This is a genomic window from Streptomyces sp. NPDC041784, from assembly GCF_055591025.1.
Window position 1 is genome coordinate 468,633 of record NZ_JBVJAB010000002.1, and the last position, 17,876, is coordinate 486,508.

19 protein-coding genes and 1 pseudogene are annotated in these 17,876 nt (G+C 70.4%); 16 read left to right on the plus strand and 4 right to left on the minus strand.

Translation table 11 applies throughout. The features are described 5' to 3' along the window. The first annotated feature begins 148 nt into the window (after window positions 1-148). The 3 genes from ACZ6D7_RS05775 (at window position 149) to ACZ6D7_RS05785 (ending at window position 2,626) form a co-directional block, all read left to right on the plus strand. Window positions 149-655 (plus strand): pyridoxamine 5'-phosphate oxidase family protein, encoded by a 507-nt coding sequence (locus ACZ6D7_RS05775; RefSeq protein WP_469483959.1) that lies wholly within the window; start codon window positions 149-151, stop codon window positions 653-655. A gap of 66 nt (window positions 656-721) precedes the next feature. Then, the gene (locus ACZ6D7_RS05780; protein WP_469483962.1) at window positions 722-1,168 is read left to right on the plus strand and encodes a VOC family protein; all 447 of its coding nucleotides are present in this window, start codon (window positions 722-724) and stop codon (window positions 1,166-1,168) included. Window positions 1,169-1,642: 474 nt separating this feature from the next. Further along, on the plus strand, window positions 1,643-2,626 hold the full coding sequence (locus ACZ6D7_RS05785; RefSeq protein WP_469483964.1) for a hypothetical protein: 984 nt from the start codon (window positions 1,643-1,645) through the stop codon (window positions 2,624-2,626). Window positions 2,627-2,719: 93 nt separating this feature from the next. On the opposite strand, the pseudogene ACZ6D7_RS05790 reads toward ACZ6D7_RS05785, so the two are convergent. The 4 genes and pseudogenes from ACZ6D7_RS05790 to ACZ6D7_RS05805 form a co-directional block, all read right to left on the minus strand. Then, a pseudogene (locus ACZ6D7_RS05790) lies at window positions 2,720-2,806 on the minus strand (glutamine synthetase); the annotation flags it as partial. A gap of 144 nt (window positions 2,807-2,950) precedes the next feature. Then, window positions 2,951-4,183 carry an MrcB family domain-containing protein gene (locus tag ACZ6D7_RS05795; protein WP_469483967.1) on the minus strand — a complete coding sequence of 411 codons (1,233 nt, stop codon included), beginning with the start codon at window positions 4,181-4,183 and terminating at the stop codon, window positions 2,951-2,953. A 205-nt stretch (window positions 4,184-4,388) separates the two neighbouring features. After that, window positions 4,389-5,057: a P-loop nucleotide/nucleoside kinase family protein gene (locus ACZ6D7_RS05800; protein ID WP_469483970.1), complete on the minus strand. Its 669-nt coding sequence runs from the start codon at window positions 5,055-5,057 to the stop codon at window positions 4,389-4,391. A 65-nt stretch (window positions 5,058-5,122) separates the two neighbouring features. Further along, window positions 5,123-5,881, minus strand: a complete 759-nt coding sequence (locus tag ACZ6D7_RS05805; protein ID WP_469483972.1) for a GntR family transcriptional regulator — start codon at window positions 5,879-5,881, stop codon at window positions 5,123-5,125. A 474-nt stretch (window positions 5,882-6,355) separates the two neighbouring features. Here ACZ6D7_RS05805 and ACZ6D7_RS05810 point away from each other — a divergent pair, with 474 nt between their 5' ends. The 13 genes from ACZ6D7_RS05810 (at window position 6,356) to ACZ6D7_RS05870 (ending at window position 17,855) form a co-directional block, all read left to right on the plus strand. Next, a complete protein-coding gene (locus tag ACZ6D7_RS05810) occupies window positions 6,356-6,613 on the plus strand; it encodes a DUF6284 family protein (protein WP_469483975.1) in 258 nt (85 codons plus the stop codon). Next, a complete protein-coding gene (locus ACZ6D7_RS05815; protein WP_469483977.1) occupies window positions 6,613-6,900 on the plus strand; it encodes a DUF6303 family protein in 288 nt (95 codons plus the stop codon). Before ACZ6D7_RS05810 ends, ACZ6D7_RS05815 begins: the two co-directional genes overlap by 1 nt. Next, window positions 6,897-7,871, plus strand: a complete 975-nt coding sequence (locus tag ACZ6D7_RS05820) for a DUF2637 domain-containing protein (RefSeq protein WP_469483979.1) — start codon at window positions 6,897-6,899, stop codon at window positions 7,869-7,871. Before ACZ6D7_RS05815 ends, ACZ6D7_RS05820 begins: the two co-directional genes overlap by 4 nt. Further along, window positions 7,871-8,209, plus strand: a complete 339-nt coding sequence (locus ACZ6D7_RS05825) for an RRQRL motif-containing zinc-binding protein (RefSeq protein WP_469483982.1) — start codon at window positions 7,871-7,873, stop codon at window positions 8,207-8,209. Before ACZ6D7_RS05820 ends, ACZ6D7_RS05825 begins: the two co-directional genes overlap by 1 nt. A 79-nt stretch (window positions 8,210-8,288) precedes the next feature. Next, a complete protein-coding gene (locus ACZ6D7_RS05830; protein WP_469483985.1) occupies window positions 8,289-9,848 on the plus strand; it encodes a hypothetical protein in 1,560 nt (519 codons plus the stop codon). 2 nt (window positions 9,849-9,850) lie between these two features. Beyond that, a complete protein-coding gene (locus ACZ6D7_RS05835) occupies window positions 9,851-11,974 on the plus strand; it encodes a hypothetical protein (RefSeq protein ID WP_469483988.1) in 2,124 nt (707 codons plus the stop codon). Between the two features lie 221 nt (window positions 11,975-12,195). After that, window positions 12,196-12,498 carry a hypothetical protein gene (locus tag ACZ6D7_RS05840; protein WP_469483991.1) on the plus strand — a complete coding sequence of 101 codons (303 nt, stop codon included), beginning with the start codon at window positions 12,196-12,198 and terminating at the stop codon, window positions 12,496-12,498. Between the two features lie 154 nt (window positions 12,499-12,652). Beyond that, complete coding sequence (locus ACZ6D7_RS05845; RefSeq protein WP_469483994.1) at window positions 12,653-13,234, plus strand: hypothetical protein; 582 nt, start codon at window positions 12,653-12,655, stop codon at window positions 13,232-13,234. 19 nt (window positions 13,235-13,253) lie between these two features. Beyond that, the gene (ssb, locus tag ACZ6D7_RS05850) at window positions 13,254-13,703 is read left to right on the plus strand and encodes a single-stranded DNA-binding protein (RefSeq protein WP_469483997.1); all 450 of its coding nucleotides are present in this window, start codon (window positions 13,254-13,256) and stop codon (window positions 13,701-13,703) included. An 88-nt stretch (window positions 13,704-13,791) separates the two neighbouring features. Then, window positions 13,792-15,063 (plus strand): DNA cytosine methyltransferase, encoded by a 1,272-nt coding sequence (locus tag ACZ6D7_RS05855; RefSeq protein WP_469484002.1) that lies wholly within the window; start codon window positions 13,792-13,794, stop codon window positions 15,061-15,063. 29 nt (window positions 15,064-15,092) lie between these two features. Next, entirely contained in the window at window positions 15,093-16,004 is a 912-nt protein-coding gene (locus ACZ6D7_RS05860; protein WP_469484555.1) for a bifunctional DNA primase/polymerase, read from the plus strand. A gap of 184 nt (window positions 16,005-16,188) precedes the next feature. Further along, window positions 16,189-17,436 (plus strand): DUF3631 domain-containing protein, encoded by a 1,248-nt coding sequence (locus ACZ6D7_RS05865; RefSeq protein WP_469484006.1) that lies wholly within the window; start codon window positions 16,189-16,191, stop codon window positions 17,434-17,436. 176 nt (window positions 17,437-17,612) lie between these two features. Further along, the gene (locus tag ACZ6D7_RS05870) at window positions 17,613-17,855 is read left to right on the plus strand and encodes a helix-turn-helix domain-containing protein (protein WP_469484009.1); all 243 of its coding nucleotides are present in this window, start codon (window positions 17,613-17,615) and stop codon (window positions 17,853-17,855) included. Window positions 17,856-17,876 lie beyond the last annotated feature (21 nt).

Here is a 17,876-nt window from a genome sequence, read left to right on the forward strand (position 1 = left end):
CCCGTCGGACCATCGGATCAAGGTCGTACTGCTGCCCCGAGCCTAACCGGAGTGCCTGGCAGAAGCGCCGGAGCGGCCGCCGATGAGTTCGCACGCCCGGCGGGGTCCTGTAACCGTAGAGACATGGTGCGAGCCGCAAGGAGGAACCATGCGGGAACCCCGGGGCGAGCTGGACGCCCGGTACAGCAGCGAGGGAGCCACCGCCCCCGACTGGGCCGAGGTGGCGGGCCTGCTCGGTGAAGCGGAACTGTTCTGGATCTCGACGGTACGGCCCGACGGCCGCCCGCACGTCACCCCGCTGCCGACGGTCTGGGCGGACGGCGCGCTGCACTTCGCCACCGGCCCCGCCGAGCGCAAGGCCCACAACCTGGCGCGGAACCCGCAGGTGGTGCTGACGACCGGCACGAACACCTGGGCAAAGGGTTACGACGTCGTGGTCGAGGGTGAGGCCGTGCGGGTGTCGGACGACGGGCGGCTGCGTGGGCTGGCGGCGGCCTGGGAGGCGAAGTACGGCAGCTTCTGGCACTACGAGGTGCGGGACGGCTTCTTCCACCACGGTGCGGGACACGCGTTGGTCTACGCGGTGGCGCCGCGGACGGTTTTCGGCTTCGGTAAGGGGGAGCCGTTCAGCCAGACACGGTGGCGGTTCGGCTGACGGGGCGGTGGGCCCGACCGACCGCACCGGCCCGACTCCGTAAGAGGCGACCGGGAGGACCAGCACATGCTCTACACGCTCGAAGTGATCCCGCTGCCCGTCAGCGACATCGACCGGGCGCGGGACTTCTACCGCGACCAGGTCGGCTTCCATGTGGACATCGACCAGGAGGTCATGCCGGGCATGCGGATCGTCCAGCTGACGCCCCCGGGCTCCGGCTGTTCGATCGCGCTCGGCGACACGATCTGGGAGACGATGGACGGCCCCCGCCCGGCCCCCGGCTCCTACCAGGGCCTGCAACTGTGCGTGACCGATATCAAGGCGGCCCACGCGGAACTGGTCGAACGGGGCCTGGAGATCTCCGACCCGGTCCAGCACGCCCCCGACGACGGCGCCACCTTCATGTACTTCAAGGACCCCGACGGCAACGGCTGGGCCGTCCAGGAGTACCGCCGCCGCGCCACGGAACCGCTGCACAAGGTCCTGGCCGACCTGGCGGCGGGGCAGGCGTGAGGTAATCGGCACAGCACGGCGCCGGCGCCCGACCCCCTCCCGCCCCCGCCCCCGCCGCGCGCCGCCCGAGCAAGCACCGATCATATTTTCCTTCAATAGAAGAAATAGATAACGCGACCGTGCGACTGCTTTCGATGGGCAGATCAGTCACCCTTTATCGCTTGGCAAGAGACGATGGCATGTGACTAAAATCGCCGCATGGTCACCTTGGGGGAGGCAGGTCGTTCGGCGACCAGCACCTATCGCGGACTCCGTGCAATCCAGCGCATAGTACATCTGCGGGCGATTCTGACAGACATTCGATATCGAGCTGTCGTCGACGCAATTCATCCCGGCCGGAGAAGGGATGAACCGACACCTCCGGAAGTCGCACAAGCCGCCAGAATCCTCTGCGACGAACTCGATCACACCCCGGTACCCGGGGAAAGAACCCGCGGGATCGTACGAGCCACCACACGTGCGACCCGCGAGCACGTGGTGCTCGGCGTTCGCTTCCCGGAGTGGCGCAACGGCATGAACGCCACGTTCCTGAACCGGTCCGCGCTGTGGGCGTCGAAGGCGGCGGCCGGCGACAAGGGCGCCGAGGCCCTCGACATGGTCGGCCTGGAACGCACCGAACAGCGGGACGCACTGTTCGGGGCCAGATTCGCCGCCGCCGTCCAGGGGCTGCTGCTGGAACCCCGGGGGACGTCGGAGAGCCAGGAAGCGGTACGTGTCGACCTGGCCAACGAGATCGCGCACGGCATCTCGGACGAGGCCCGCCTGGCCCGCTACCGACTCCTTCAGGACGGCGTCAACGCCTTCGCGGCAGGCCTCGGAACCTTCGTCACGAGCTATCTGGGATTCGGCCAGACCCTTCAGGACGCTCTGGAATTCGGCAGCGCGAGCTTCGCGGTGGCCGCCGGTGTCGGCGTGGCCCGCCAGTTGGGCATCCAGTTCCTCGGCGAAAAGCAGATCGAGGCGCGCAGGCAGGCCAAGTACTGGCTTTTCTCGCTGCAGGCGTGGATGGTCGGCTACGTCGTATGGGGGCGGGACGCGCTGGGAGCGGGTGAATACCATGGACTCGACCAGCTCGTCTATATCGCACGGGCGCTCAGCGACAAGCAGGCGGACATTCCCGAACTGCCTCGGGATCAGAATATCCAGGAAGATCTGGCACTGCTGATCGAAAATTCCGAGAGAGCGGCGGACGGGGAGTTGACCTCAGCCCTGATGCGCCTTCAGGGAGTCCTCCGCTGGCGCAGCGAACAGCTGGGGCCGGCCATCGGCAATCTGGTCGCGCTGGTGCAGAGCATCCCCGACTCCGGCGAGGACCCTCATGCGCCTGTCCCACTGCCGAACGGCGGCGCGGGCCCTCCCCTGCTGCCCGGAGCCCGGCGAAATCCGGACCCGGACCCGGACCCGGTCCGGGGACCGGCACCGGGACCGGGACCGGGCAGAGGCGAACCCGACTCCTGACGACCTCTCCTCGGCCACTCTCCTCGGCAACCACCCTCGTGAACGAAGGGGCCGACGGTGCACAGCACCGTCGGCCCCTGTACGTCTCACCGGCTACAGCACCGGCAGGTTCTTCCGCAGCTCGAACGCGGTCACCTCGGAGCGGTACTCCTCCCACTCCGACCTCTTGTTGCGCAGGAAGTGAGGTCGGCCCGGAGCGACCTCGGGCGATCGACGTTGACGCGGCACTGACCTGCGATTGAGCGGTCGCCATTGGTCGTTGCTGGTCGTCGTGGGCCGCCCTTCGACGGCCCACAGACGGCCCCGCCCTTAAGCGCGGCAGATCTACAGCGGGCCGTGTCCCTCATCGGTGACCTGCGCTTCTCCTCGCTCCTGTCGCTGCTGGGGGACGTGTGGGGGAAAGCGGCCCGGTTCTCCCCGTTCCTCGCCGGGGCCCATCTTGCCGATCGGCGTCCGGTAGGCGTAGGAGATCACCGTCAGGTCTTCGTCCTGGATGGCCCATGGGCTGGTGCAGTGCAGGACGCCGCCACTGGTCGCCGGTTCATCTCCTGTTCGGTCCAACTGGATCGAGTGAACGACGACCAGCGCGTTGTTCGGGTGATACTCGCGCTGCTTCTCTACCTCAGCACGCGTGAGGATTACGTCCGTGCCCGAAGAGGTAGTGCCTTTTACCTCGGCGCGGCATCGTTCGTCACCTCGCGACAGGAGAAGGTCGAAGGACTCTCTGGCGCCGACGTCCTTGACCGACCACCCTTGAGCCTTGAAGTACTCGGTGGCCATGCGCACGCTGTGAAGCTCGATGGCCCTACGTTCGCCAGCTGTGAGCAGGAAGCCCTGCCCGGAGCGGCGCGGCCGTGTCCCCTTTGGTGTGCGACGGCCTGCGGTTCGGGCCGCACTCTGTTCGGCTTCCAGTACCTCAGGCGCAGGATCCCCCGGGATGTGGGGGGCAAGGCGTTCTTCCTCGTACAGAGTCCGCAGGAGCCCCGTCATGAAGAGTAGATCCGCCAGCAGTACATCTTGTCCCGGGATGTTGTCGCGCTCGTAGGCAATGGCCACGACGTTTCCCGGGCCGTAGCCCCGGCCCAATGCGGTCCTGGCATCCAACTGGATCGTCTCGTGAAGGTCCTGGCGAGTAGCCATCGCCTCTGCCAGAAGCGGACGGGCCCAACCGACTCGGGCGTGGAGGTCTTCAGCCTTGCGGGCCTTATAGTCGCCCCCTGTCCAAATGGTCGTGCCCTGGTTCAGCGACAGGTAGACCCGCTGGCCCGATGCGCCGAAGAGGTACACCACGTACCAACCGCCGGTCGCGCTGGGAGACTGCTCACGCCCGAAGACGCGAACCCACGGCACCTCGGTCTTGAGACCCGTTCCGTCCCGTCCCTCTATACCCAGCTCATCAGGCGCGGCACCTAGAGCATGCGCCAGAGCCGCCCCGTGCTCTCGCAGGGAGCCAGGGATCTCCTGCCGGATGGTGACGCCACGGGTCTGCATCTCTTCGGTATTGATCGACGTCCAACTCGGCTGCAGATCAAGGACCTTAATCAGAAGATCTTCCACACGCGCAGAGTAGGCCTGGCCACTGACACCCACGCACCCGCCAGGGAGCGGTTTTCAAGAACGTCACGCTGACAGTACCAAGACCAGTCCGCCGACGCTGTTCATTACAGTGTCCTCGCCCGGCGCATCAACCGCTCTGAACGGCGTCGGGCGGGGTGAATGAGGCGGAGTGCTGCCCCACTGACTTACGTCTCTGCCTTGGTCGTCAGGGGGGGGAGGCTTCCAAGCGTGCGATCACAACCGTAGGGTCTCCGTCGTACAGCAGGTGGGGTTCGTCTGCCTGAGGGGGGACGAATCGCGTGCGGTACCGCTGGAGGTCGCTCTCGGCGAAGTAGATCGAGTTGGGATCGTTCGCGTGGAAGTCGTTGCGCTTGCTGATCCTCGCCCATAGCTCATCGTGGCTGGCTGCGAGGTAGACAAGTACCGGCGTGGCACCAGCATCGATAGCAATGCCTCGCCACTTCGCCCGGTCCTCCGGTGTCCAAAAGCCGTGGTCAACAACGACATCGCGCCCTGCCTTGAGCTGCTCCCCAAGGTCGACCGCCACGTCTTCGAGGACCGGCCGCTCAAGGGTGGGGAAGACGCCTCGAGGAAAGTCCACCCCATATACGCCGTGCCGGCGGAACATCTCTTCATCCGGGCACAGCCGTACGAACCCGCGAGCAGTCAGAGCGCGGGACAAAGTCGTCTTGCCGGAGCCAGGCAGTCCGGCCATCAGGACACAGAATGGTGGGCGTGGGGGCATCAGTCTCGTCATGGTTCGAGAGATGGCGGCCACCTCCGCTTCGGCGTTGGGCGTGATTGTGCCAGCCCTGCGAGCAGCAAGTAGTGCATCTAGACGGTCTTCGAGCACGCTCACGAGCGTGTCATCCATAGTGGGGTGGGGGGCGGCGGTGCACCCGGGCCGTGCCCCGTCGCGGCGGACGCCATGACGGACCATCACGGGGACACCTCCGATTCTGTACGCCAGGTCCGGCCGGGCCCCCCAAGGTCCACACCGTATTCCACGATGGTGCCCTCACTGTCGACGAACTTCGCTGTCATCACAACTACCGGTTCCGCTGGCAGGTTGTCAGGGTCCAACTCCAAGAGCCGCGCGTACTCCGGCGTCAGTAGGCGGGCTGAGGCACTGTCGATGCGATGGCTGATCGCGTGGCCGGTTGCCTGGGCAATGAGCTGGAGCGAAGTGCCCCCCGCCAGACGCTCACTCGCCGCAAGCTGAGGGATCAGCTTCCCGTACCGAGTGGGAATCCAGGACGTGCTGTGGGCCACGATGCCGTGTCTGTCCCTGTATACGCGACTACGGCGGATGACGTCCGAGCCAGGCGCAATGTCCAGTGCTTGCGCCACTTCGGCGGGTGCGGACACTACGGCCGCCTGGTGCGAGTCGGACCTTTCGCCTGCTCCCCAGCTAGATCCGGTGCGGCGCCCCCGGTCCTGGCGCTGGGACCCCGAAGACATCGGCGCCGGCTGGTCCAGGACCTCCGTCCCGATCCCATGGATCCCCCGCACAAGACCCTCGTTACGCAGCTTACGCAGCGCCTTTTCAGCCGTCGCGGTGCTCACCTTCCACTCCTCCGCGAGGTTCTTGATGCTCGGCAAGAGCGTTCCCGGCTCTAGCTGACCAGAGGTAATCAGCTCCGCGTAGTGGGCGGCAATCTTCGCGTACGGGGCCCGATTGTCGGCCTGGCCTGCCATGTCGCCTGCTCCCTTTCGCCACTTCCCTGAGGTTCCCTAGCTTACCGCTTGACACCGCAGGGAACCCTAGGGAACCTTAGGGATGTGGCCGCCGGTCACTTTGGGGAACGGCGGTCGCTGAACCTCGGCACATCTATGCACAAAGCGGGTGTGAACCGAGGGTTGCGCCAACGCCCGGAGGGCTCCGTGAAACGGGCTCGAAGGAAGCGACAGCAGTTTGAGAACTCAACAGCGTGCCTGGGAGGCCGTCCCTCCCCTGCCAGCAAGAGGACGGATACGTACGGGTGCGCCCCGTACGCGACTGAACGACCAGCCTCCGCGGCGCTTCGCTGCGGCCGGTTGCCTCCGCTGCACGTCTCGCACGTGCAGCGCTGAGGGGAGCCGGATCTTCCGACTTCAACGGCGCGCGGCCCCGGTGCTCGAACACCGGGGCCGCTGTTCGGGCCGTTCCTGTGTGAGAGGAACCACGACCCAATGAAGAACATCGTGACTGTTCAGGACGCTGTTACCGCGTTCGCCGACTGGATGGAGCCGACCGACGCTGAGCTGGACGCAATCGAGGCGGAGATGCCTGCGGTCCTTGCGGACATCGAGGCGCTGGACGTGCAGATCGCCCTGTTGGAGCAGGGACCGACGGAGCTGGACCAGCGGCGCGCGCGCCGCGACCGGCACCGGGTGCTCGCGGAGCGGGCGACGCTCGCCAACCGTGCCATCGCCGGTGAGGTGGCGTGATGGCTCGGGAGCTGCTGGCGCAGTTGTCCGCGAGCCAGGGCGGCTGGCGCCTGTTCGTGGTGCTGCGCGGTTCCGTCGACCCGTGGCCGGAGTACAGCTTCGGGCCGGGCGAACGGGTGCCGACGTTCACGGAGCGCGCCCGAGCGCTCCAGGCGCTGGGATTCGTTCAGGCGCCGGTGGCCGAGTGGGAGTGGACGGAGTTCAGCACAGACCCCGCCGACCCCGCCTCGCCGGTGTGGCTGCTTGCTTCCACCTGGGTGGACTCGCGGGCAGGGAGTGGCGCGTGAACGCTGTTCAGATCCGTTCAGCGGAGCGCGCGCTGTCGGTGGGCACGTGGCTGATCGTGTGCGGCGCGATGCTGTACTCGGTCCTGACCGTCACCCCGCTCATGGCCTCCCACACTCCCGCCCGGTGGGCGTGGACGGCCCCGATCCTGCCGCTGGTCGTTGACGCGGCGGTGGTCATCGTGGTCCGTCTTGACTCGGTCCTCGCCCGCTTAGGCGGGCACGGCGGGCGGTGGCCGGTGGCGCTGCGGTGGATGACCGGCACGATGACGCTCGCTCTGAACACCGCCGACTCTGCCCTGGTCAAAGACCTGGTCGGGGTCGCGGTGCATGCGGTGGCGCCGCTGCTGCTGATCGTCACCGCCGAAACGGGACTGGCCTACCGCCGCGCGATCACCGCCGCCGTGATCGCGCTGGAAGCGAAGCAGCGGGCCGAGCGCGAGGCGGCCGGGCAGGCGGCTCGCGAGCGGGCGGAGGCCGCGCGTCGGCAGGCGCGGGAGGAGCGCGAGCACGCCGCCCTGTTGGCGCGTGAACAGCGTGAGCACGAAGCCCGCCTGGCCGCGGATGCGACGGAGCGGGAGGACCGCCGGCGGCGGGAGGAGCGCGAGGAGCGCGCCGCCCGTGAGGCGGCGGAGCGGGTGGAGCGTGAACGCCGTGAACGCGAGCGTGAACAGCGCGAGCGGGAGCGTGAACACCATGAACGTGAGGCCGCCGAGCGGGCTGCACGGGAGGCCCGTGAGCGTGCGGAAGCCCAGCGGCGTGAACATGCCGCGCTGCTGGACGGCCCGCCCGTGAACAGCAAGCTGCCCGAGGACGACGCCCGGCGGATCATCGCCGCCGCAGTGGCCGAGTGCGTGTCCGTGCGACGCGCGGCGGATCTGTGCGGCTGGTCGGTCGGATGGGTCTCCGCCCGCTACGCCGAGCTGCGCGACCCCGGCCACGGTGGCGCCGAACTCGCGATCACGAGCCGCTGATGGCTGCGATACCGGTCTACCCCTGGCGCCTCGCGCCGGAAGGCTATGCCACCCGCCGTCAGCTCCGCGCCCGCGGTCTGCGGCCGGGTGGCCAGGACGTGGCCGCGCAGATCGAACGTCCCCGCTACCGGCGCCCGCCGCTGGTCGCCTACCTCTACCGCGTGGATGCCGCCAAGCCCGTGCGGCCCATGACGCCCGCGAAGCGCGCGGCGTTGGACAAGGCGAACGCCGCGCGCCGCACCTGCCCGCAGTGCCACACCGATGCGGGCTACGTCATCCCCGCGGAGCTGGGCGCCTGCGTGCTCTGCGCCTACCCCGACGAACAGTGCGCCGCCTGAAACCCCAAGTCAGCAGGCCCGACCGCAACTTTCCAGGGTCACCGGTCGGGCCCGACTCCCGTGAAGGAGTGCGTTCAGCATGACGGAAGTCATCACCGAACCGGTAGCCGTCCCGGCTGCCCCCACCGCACCACCCCCTCCCCCTCCCCCTCCCTCGCAGCAGCCACCCGCCGCGGCTGCTGCGCAGGTGGACCACACGCCCGGCGGGTGGCCGGTCCTCCCGCTCGCCCTGTCCGGGGCGAACACCACCGTCGGCGCGCTGTCCGCCGCCTGTCTGGTCGGTGGTCCGATCGCCGCGGCCGTCGCCGGCACCGGCATGCTCGTGCTCGGTGTCGCCGCGGCATCCCGCAACCGCAAGCCCAGCCCGCGGCGCGAGGCCCGCCGCAACGCCGCCCGTACCGCCAGCCGCCAGACGGCCCGCGGGGCGAACGGCCACCGCCCGACCCGTTCCACCAGCGCGTCCGGCCGGATCCCCGGCCAGTCCTCCCGACGCGGGGCGAGCACGTCCCGCAGCGGCTCGCCGGGCACCGCGTCGGGCGGCGGCACGGCCAGCTCACGCAAGCAGCCCACCGGCGCCCGCCACGGATCCGCCGGGGCCGCAGGCAAGGCCGCGGGGCGGGCCGGCCAGGTCCGGGCGCTGCGGGCAGCGCAGCAGGCCGCAGGCGAGTCTCGGGCGCGGCGGCGGGCCCAGACCACGGCCGAGCGCCGTGCGGTCGCCGACGCCCGCCGCAACGCCAACAACCGCTCCAACAAGCACGGTTCCGGTTCATCCGCCGGCCGGGGGCCGGTCGGGCGGCTGCTGGGCGGCGCCGCAGGCAAGGCGCGGGCCGCGCAGAAAACGGCGATCGCCAAGCAGCGCAACAAGCACGACGCCAAGACCGCCGACCAGGTTGCCGCGAAGCGCAGCACGGTCCGTAGGGCGCCCGCCCGCAAAGCTGCCCGTAAGGAGCTGCGGCGCTCCGCCGCGCGGTTCCACCGGCGTCGGCTGCTGGCCGCGCTGGTGGCTGGGCCGCTCGGTGTGCTGGGGTTCCTGACCAGCCCGATCGGGCGGAAGTACAACCTGCCCTGGCTCGTCCACCCCGGCCGCCGCCTCTACGCCCGCCTGACCCGGACCGCCGCCGAGGAGCGCGCGGTGCGGGACGAAGCGATCCGTGAGCGGCTGAGCGAGAAGGAAGCCGCGGCGGACACCGACGGCACCGAGGGCGTCGCCGACCGCGTGGAGCGGCCGGCACCCCACACCCCCACCCCTGGCCCCACGTCCGATCGTTCGGGAGGACCGCTCGTGTCCACGTCGACATCAGGTTTCAAGTTCGAGGACCACGCCACCGAGATGCAGGCCGCGGCCTGGCTCTACCAGCCCGACGGCTGCATGGAGATCCTGACCATGGTCGAGGGTCTGCCCGAGGCGCTGAAGATGGTCGCGCACGTCATGCAGATCCTCGCGGAGCGCTCGGACATCGAGTTCCCGCTGGAGAAGGAAGTCGCCGACGGCTTCAACGACATCTACGAGGCGCTGCGCAAGGCGGCCGAGAGCGCCGAGGAACTCCCCGCGATCTTCCGCCGGGTGCACGAGCAGGACATCGCCCGGCACGAAGAGCCCCGCAACGGCACCGAGGCCGAGAAGGGCTGGAACGTCTGACCATGGCCACCACCGCCACGAAGCAGCAGCCCAGTGGCCCGGTGCTGGACTGGGCGGCCGGTCACGGACCCGTGACCGGCGCCCTGTCCGCCACCACCGGAGCCTTCGCCGTCGCCGCCACCGGCGCCGCCACATCCATGCCGCCCGGCTGGGTGCTCGCCGCCGGCGCGGCCGGGGCGATCGGCCACACCGTCGCCGGTCTGCGGGTGCGCAACGCCGGCCGCACTCTGGCCACCCGCGCCGCGTCCTGGCTCGTCGGCGCGGGCTGGACCACGTGGGCCATAACCCACGGCCCGCTCACCTGGGCCGCTCTCGGGTCCCTGGCCACGGTCGGGATCGGGATCGGCGCCGCCGCCCGCTCCGCCGCCCTGTTCGAGGAAGCCCGGGAAGAGGAAGCGCTCGCCACCGCGCAGCGCCAGGTGGCCGCGGAACTGTCCGCGGAGCGCCGGGCGATCGCGGCGGAGTGGGTGGAGCGCATCAAGCGGATCTGCTCGATCACCGTGCGGGTCCTCGGGGTGGAGCACTGGCCGACCGGGGCCGGGTACTCCCTCGACCTCGAACCCGAGGGCGGCATCACCCACCACCGCATCGCGCAGGACTCCGCGCGCCTGTCGGCGGATGCCCGGCTGCCGCACGGCTGCACCGCCGTCGCCTCCCCCGGCATCCACCAGGGCCGCGTCATCCTGGACGTGACCACCGTCAACGTCCTGATGGAAGAGCGCACCTACCCCACCGACTACGGCACCCTCTCCCTGCTCACGGGCATTCCGTGGGGGTACCGGACGAACGCCGAACACATCCTGGCCTACCTGCGCGAACAGTGCGCCCTGGTCGTCGGGCCCACCGGGTCAGGCAAGACCAACATGGTCCACACGATCCTGGCCGGCTTCGCCCGCGCCGAGGACGTCCTGACCTGGGTGATCGACCTCAACGCCGGATCCGCCGGCCTGCCCTGGGTGCTGCCCGCCCTCACCGGCCAGCTGACGCGGGAGGACGGTAAGCCGATCCGGCCCGGGGTGGACTGGCTCGCCGGAACGTACGACGAAGCCGTGGTCATGCTCGACACCGCAGTGCGTGTGGCGAAGCATCGCAAGACGGCGTATCAGGATCTGCTGGCCAAGGCGAACACCGATCTACTGCCGGTCGGCCCGTCGATTCCGCAGATCATGCTGGTGGTCGACGAAGGCGCAGAGATCCTCGCCAGCAGCGACCGGAGCATGCGCAAGCTCGCGGAGAAGATCCTGGAGGTCATCCGCATCGCCCGCGCCATGGGCATCCGGACCGTCCTCACCGCCCTCGGCGCCACCGGGTCCGTGCTGGGCAACCTGATGATCCGCCGCGAGGCCAAGGTGCGCGTCGCCCTCACCGGCGGCGAGACCGAGGGCATGGACCTGGGCAAGATGTTCCCCGGCACCCGCGGCCTGCGGGTCGAGCAGGCCCCCTACAAGGGCGCCGGATTCATGGGCACCCCTGAGTCACCGGCCGGGCTGTTCAAGGCGTGGCGGATCCTGCCCAACCAGATCCGCGACATCATCACCGCCACGTCCGACCGCCATCCCACCCTCGACCCTCACTCGCTGAAGGCCGCCGGGCCCGCCTACGCCCGGCGGTGGGACGCCGACCGCACCGCGTGGATGCTCGACAACACTCACCAGCCCGCCGAACCCGAGGGCGGGACGCGGGCGGAGCAGCCGGCCGGACCGGGACTCAAGCTGTCCGCACTGCGGGAAGCACCGACGCGGGATGCGGTGCCGGACGCCGAGGAGGAACTGGCGCGCAGGTTCCGGGCGGAGATCGACGCCCACTTCCCCACCGCAGCCGAACCGAACACCCCCGGCACTCCGCCGGACCGGCCGGGTGGGCTGAACCTGTCCGCGCTGCGGGGCGAGCAGGACAGCCCCGCGCAGCGCGCCGCCCTGAACGTCCTCCTCGCCGCCGGCCCCGACGGCACCGGGGCCTCCGCCATCGCCCGCGTCCTGGCCGACGACTACGGCACGACCCGTCAGACGGTCGTCGGCTGGCTGAAGACGTGGGTGGAGGACGGCACCGCGGTCCGGGTCGGGGAGGGCACCAAGACCCGCTACGTCCACCGCCGCAACGCCCCTCAGCAGCCCCCGCAGGACTGATCGGCTGTCGCTTGTCGCCCCACCCCGGGCAACAGCCGCCCGTCGCCCTTCAGAGGGCCGGAAGCGGTGTCTGACCTGGGAGGCGACAAGCGACAAGACAAGACAAGCGACAAGCCGCACGACAAGAGAGACGACAAGCACCACGACAAGTCACACCCCATCCGCACGGGCCCGCGCCATCTTCGGCGGGGGCCCGTCGCACACCCTGAGGGGGAGCCCCGATGAACCACCACACCGGGCCCGGGAACATCGCCCCGCACATCCCCGCCGACGCCTACCGGCGCACGCAGGACACCGGCCAGCCCGTCGTGATCGTCGTCCACGACACCCCGGCCGGCCTCCAGTGGCGGCGCCTGCTCATCCCGTTCGCGATCGCCGGCGCGACCGTCGCCGGCGGCTGGGGACTGGTCGCCGCCCTGTGCTTCCTGCTCGACGCCGCGGCCCACACCTTCACCGTCATCGCCGGCGCCGCCGGACCCATCGGCGTCGGCGGCATCACGTTCAAGCTCTTCGGCAAGCGCTGACCGGGCATCCGTCGTGGACGGGCGCCGATACGGTCCGCCAGCTGGCGAGCGGGAATGGGCCCGGCTGCATGCCGAGATGGCCCCGCGCGCGAGTTGGCGGTACGAAACCGATGAGCGCATCGGACTCGGTCGCTTCAGCGACTACCGGCCCGTCATGCCCACCGCGGCCCAGTCACGGCTGACAGTGGAGCGGCGAGGCCACACCATCACGGTGGACAGCCAGGGTCTGCTCATCAACGGCCGGCGCGTCAGCAACCGGCCGCTCGCCAAGAGCGAAGCCAAGGCGGTCACGGACCCCTACGCCAGTCCCGCCTTCCAGGTCACCGATGGCGGCGCGGTCGTCTTCCACGGCCGCATCGTCGCCGCCCTGCAACGAGGCAACCCACCGCAGATCTACGGCCCGGACGGGCCCTGCTGGGCCCGCGGCGCCGGTCACACCGTCGTCGTCGACCACCACGCCATCTACGTCGACGGCCGACGCGTCCACACCGCCCCGGCGGGCCCGGTACCGCCCGGCAACCAGCCCCTGTGGATCGCCCACGACGGCCGCGTCTTCTACGGCGAACGCGAGATAGCCCGCGTCCACCCGGACAAGGACGCCGATCACACCACCTTCCCCACCACCGCGCCATCCGCGCCGAAGCAACCGCCCGCGCGCAAGCCCCGACGCACCGCCGCCAAGACGGCCGCCACCGAGCCGCCTGCTCTCTTCACCACCGACACCCAAGCCGCCTGACCAGGCAAGGAGACAGCACATGTCGTCCGGAGAGACCCCAATCACCCTCGTCGGCAACCTGACCGACGACCCCGAGCTGAAGTTCACCGACAACGGCGCCGCGCTCGCGAAGTTCACTATCGCCGTCACCCCCCGCATGTTCGACCGCACCGCGAACCAGTGGAAGGACGGCACCACCGCCTTCTACCGCTGCACCGCATGGCGCACCCTCGCCGAACACGTCGCCGAAAGCCTCCGCAAGGGCTCCCGCGTCGTCGCCGCTGGCCGGATGCGACAGCACGACTGGACCACCCCCGAGGGCGAGAAGCGCTCCATGCTCGCCGTCGAGATCGACGACATCGGCGCCTCCGTCCGCTTCACCACCGTGAGCATCAACGGCAAGCGCGCCCCGCAATCCGGCCCGGCCGGCAACGACGCGTGGAACACGGCGGGCAACCCCGCGGAACCGGGCAGCGAACCGCCGTTCTAGACCCGCCCGGGGCGGGCGCACGTCTCGGCAAAGATCCGCGCCCGCCCCGGCTTCCAGCACCCATGCAGAGAACTGGAGACCACCCAGCATGACCCAACACACCGACATCGGGCGAGCCCCCGGCTTACCGCCCCGGGCCGTCGCCCTGTGCGCCGGCTACGGCGGGCTCGAAGAGGCGATCCACGCCGGGATCGGCGCCCGGCCGGTCGCGTTCGCGGAGAACGACCCGCACGCGGCGGCCGTGTTCGCCGCCCACCACCCGCACGCGCCGAACCTCGGGGACATCACGGCCGTGGACTGGCAGCGCGTCCGCGACCTGTACGCGCCCGACGTGATCGGCGCCGGTTTCCCCTGCCGCAACATCTCCAACGCCGGACGAAGGGACGGGATCAATGGCCAGTGGTCGCGAGTCTGGAAGAACGTCGCTGAGGCTGTGGGCGTCCTTCGACCGCGCTACGTCTTCCTGGAAAACGTGGCGGCGCTCCGCTCGCGGGGGCTGGACGTCGTCGCCGCGGACCTGGCCGCGCTCGGGTATGACGCGCGCTGGACATGTCTACGAGCTGGTGACGCCGAAGTCGGCGCCCCGCACCCGCGGGACCGCTGGTTCGCAATTGCCCATCCCGCTGATGCCGACCCCCACCACCTCGGACGGCACTGGCGGCCCCGGAACCAGCCCGAAACGGCGGGGCGGGATGAACCTGCGGACCGCGGTCACGAAGCTTCCGGCGCCCCCAGAGGAGTGAGCCTGCTCCCCACGCCCACAGCGGCCGATTCGAGGGGAACTGCGAATTTTAGGGCCGACGGAACACCGTACGGAAACGGGTACGGGAGCACCCTGACGGACGCCGTCCGCAGCCTGCTGCCCACCCCGGCCGCCCGGGACTGGAAGTCAGGTGCCTCGAACCTGCTCGGCAGGAACGCGCGCCCGCTGGACGAGGTGGTCATCAACCTGCTGCCCACGCCGAAGGCGTCGGACGGGCCGCACGGCGGGCCGAACCAGCGGGACACGTCAGGCCGGTACTACCTGCCCGGCCAGGCCGTGCGGCTCGACGACCGGTGGGTGGCCAGTGACGGCACCGACTACGGACCGGCCATCCGTCGGTGGGAGCACGTCACCGGCCGTCCGGCGCCGTGCCCGACCGAGCCGGGCACCCGCGGCAACCGACGCCTGTCGCCGGCGTTCGCGGAATGGCTCATGGGCATACCCGCCGGATGGGTCACCGCCGTGCCCGGCATCCCCCGCAAGGAACAACTCAAGATCCTCGGCAACGGCGTGGTACCCCAACAGGCCCACCACGCCTACGGCCTGCTGCTGGGAGCCCACACGGCCGCGCGGCCGAACGAGAGGGCCGCGGCATGAGCAGTCTCCCGCTCGCCAACCGGCTCGATATGCCCACCGCAGACCCGACCGGCCTGCACCTGCTCGCCGCCGCCCTGCGCTCCGCCGAACGCGGCTGGCCGGTCATCCCCCTGCACCCCGGCAGCAAGCGGCCCGCCGGACACCCGGAACGCGCCTGCCCCCGCACGGGACGCTGCGCGGGCGGTCACCGCACCCCCGAGCAGCGCGCCACCACCGACCCCCACCTGATCCACGCCGCATGGGCGCGACACCCGTACAACGTCGGGATCGCGACCGGCCCGGCCGACCTGCTCGTGGTCGACCTGGACGTGACGAAGGCGGAAGAGCCAGAAGGAGCGCCTGACGGCGCCACTTCTCTGGCAGCGCTCTGCGAGCGCGCCGGCCAGACCATCCCCACCACCTACCAGGTGCGGACCCCCAGCGGGGGCCGCCATCTGTACTTCACCGCCCCGCCCGGCCGCCAGCTCCGCAACAGCGCCGGCCAGCTCGGACCGCACATCGACACCCGCGCCTGGGGCGGCTACGTCGTCGCCCCCGGCAGTACCACCCCCCAAGGCACCTACGCGATCCACGACGACGCCCCCGTGGCCCCCCTCCCCCACTGGCTCACCGCCCAGCTCATCGAACCCGCACCCCGCCCCGCCAAGCCGGTGGCCATCACGCCGGTACGCGACGGCTCACGGGCCGCTCACGTGGCACTGGAACGCGAGACGGCCGCCGTCCGCGGCACGTCGGAGGGTGGCCGGAACACCCGCCTGCTGACCGGCGCCCGCGCGCTGGGCCGGTTCGTCGCATGGGGCGAGATCCCCCGCCACGTGGTCGAAGAGGCTTTTCAGGCGGCGGGCGAGACGGCTGGACTGTCTGTGGCCGAGTGCCGGGCCACCATCCGTAGCGCTCTCGACTGGTCCATCCGCACCTGCCGACCGCAGGAGACCGCGTGAGCACCCACCCCCCGCCTGAAAAGCCACTCACGCCCACGTCGGACCGCAGGCGCCCGCCGGCACCGGGCAGGGACGACAGCCGTGGCACGAAGGATGACGGCCGCAAGGCCGTCCTTTCAGCCCTTCCCCACGCCCCGCGTCATCCCCGCACCTTCCAGATCACCCAGGAAAGGGGGACCACCACATGACAGGCACCCCGCCCACAGCACCGCCCGTCGACGGCACCGCCCTGCTCAAGGAAGTCGAAGCCTTCCACCGCCGCTTCAACGTCTTCCCCACCGAAGCCGCCTACGTCGCCGTCACCCTGTGGGACGCCCACGCCCACCTGATCGACTGCTTCGAGACCACGCCCCGGATCGCGTTCCTGTCCCCGGAGCCCGGATCGGGGAAGTCGCGGGCGCTGGAGATCGTGGAAACCCTCACGCCCCGCCCGGTCGCCACGGTGTCCGCGTCCGCCAACGCCCTCTACCGGCTGGTCGACTCCGCCGAGGGACTGCCCACCGTGCTGTTCGACGAAGTGGACACGATCTTCGGCCCCAAGGCCGGCGCCGATGAGGCTCTGCGCGGCTTCCTGAACGCCGGATACCGGCGCATCGGCGGCGCCCTGCGCTGCGTCGGTGAAGGCTCCAACCAGAACGCGCAGGTCTTCGGCTCGTACTGCGCCGTGGCCATGGCCGGGCTCGGCTGGCTGCCGGACACCGTACTGACCCGCTCGGTCATCATCCGGATGCGCAAGCGCGCCCCCAACGAGAAGGTCGAGCCCTACCGCCAGCGCATCCACGAGAAGCAGGGCCACGCCCTGCGCGAGCGCCTCGCCAAGTGGGCCGACACCGTCCGCGACCAGGTCGCCGAGGCGTGGCCCACGTTGCCTGACGGAGTCTCGGACCGGCCCGCGGACGTCTGGGAGCCCCTGCTCGCCGTCGCGGACGCGGCCGGCGGCGACTGGCCCAAGCGGGCTCGCGCCGCCTGCCTGGAACTCATCCGGGCCGCCCACGACAACGACGAAGCCTCGCTCGGGGTCCGGCTGCTGACCGACCTGCGGGACAAGGTGTTCTGCGGCATCGACCGGATGCCGACCGCAGCGATCATCGAGTGCCTGCTGCGCATGGACGAGAGCCCGTGGGGCGACCTGGACGACAAGCCCATCAACGCCCGCAGCCTCGCCCGGATGCTCGGCCAGTACGTCACCCCCGGCAACAAGCCGATCAAGCCGCGCGGCATCCGCACCCCGTCCGGCTTCCCCAAGGGCTACTACGTGGAAGACCTCACGGACGCCTGGACCCGCTACTGCCCTCCGTCCCCCGGAGAATCCGCCACGTCCGCCACGTCCGCCACACCGCAGGTCAGCGGGGGTGGATCCGTGGCGGATACCGCCACAGCGATCCGCCACACGGCCGAGGAAGCCGCCACACAGCCCGCCCTCGCCGGCTGACCGAACAGGCGCCCCTGGTGCCGCCGCATCCTGCCAGGTGTGGCGGCACCCATCCGCCACAAAACCGCTATCCGCCACACGATCAAGGCTCTGACCTGCGACGTGGCGGCGTGGCGGACGTGGCGGATCCCCCAGAAGAGAGAGCCCCCAACGGACCTGCCACCCCGGAGGACGCAGTGACGCTCCACATCCGGGAGGAAACCGACCCCCGCGCCACCCTCCGCGGCGGTCTTCCCGACCGGTACCTCAGCCCCGACGACATCGCCGAGATCTTCGACGTCCCCGTAGAGACCGTCTACCAGTGGCGCAAGAAGCGCACCGGCCCACCCGGCTTCCGCATCGGCAAGCACCTGCGCTACGACCCCGCCGACGTACGCGCCTACGTCGAACAGCTCAAGGCCGCCGACGCCGCGGCATAAGCCAGCACCCACCGCACCGAG